At 55.3% G+C, this 262-nt stretch carries 1 tRNA gene and 1 rRNA gene; both read left to right on the forward strand.

Annotated features, from left to right (window positions below):
- A 16S ribosomal RNA gene (locus AB4Y42_RS44505) occupies positions 1–109 on the forward strand; the annotation flags it as partial.
- Between the two features lie 66 nt (positions 110–175).
- A tRNA-Ile gene (locus AB4Y42_RS44510) sits at positions 176–252 on the forward strand.
- Positions 253–262 lie beyond the last annotated feature (10 nt).

Below are 262 nucleotides of genomic sequence, written 5' to 3' on the forward strand. Positions count from 1 at the left end.
AGTGGCTAGTCTAACCGCAAGGAGGACGGTCACCACGGCAGGATTCATGACTGGGGTGAAGTCGTAACAAGGTAGCCGTATCGGAAGGTGCGGCTGGATCACCTCCTTTCCAGAGCTCATCGCTCACACGCGTTAAAGCGCTCACACTTGTCGGCTGTAAGAAAGACAGACTCAGGGGTCTGTAGCTCAGTCGGTTAGAGCACCGTCTTGATAAGGCGGGGGTCGATGGTTCGAATCCATCCAGACCCACCACTGTCTGTGA

The sequence above is a fragment of the Paraburkholderia sp. EG286B genome, assembly GCF_040965655.1.
Classification (GTDB): Bacteria; Pseudomonadota; Gammaproteobacteria; order Burkholderiales; family Burkholderiaceae; genus Paraburkholderia.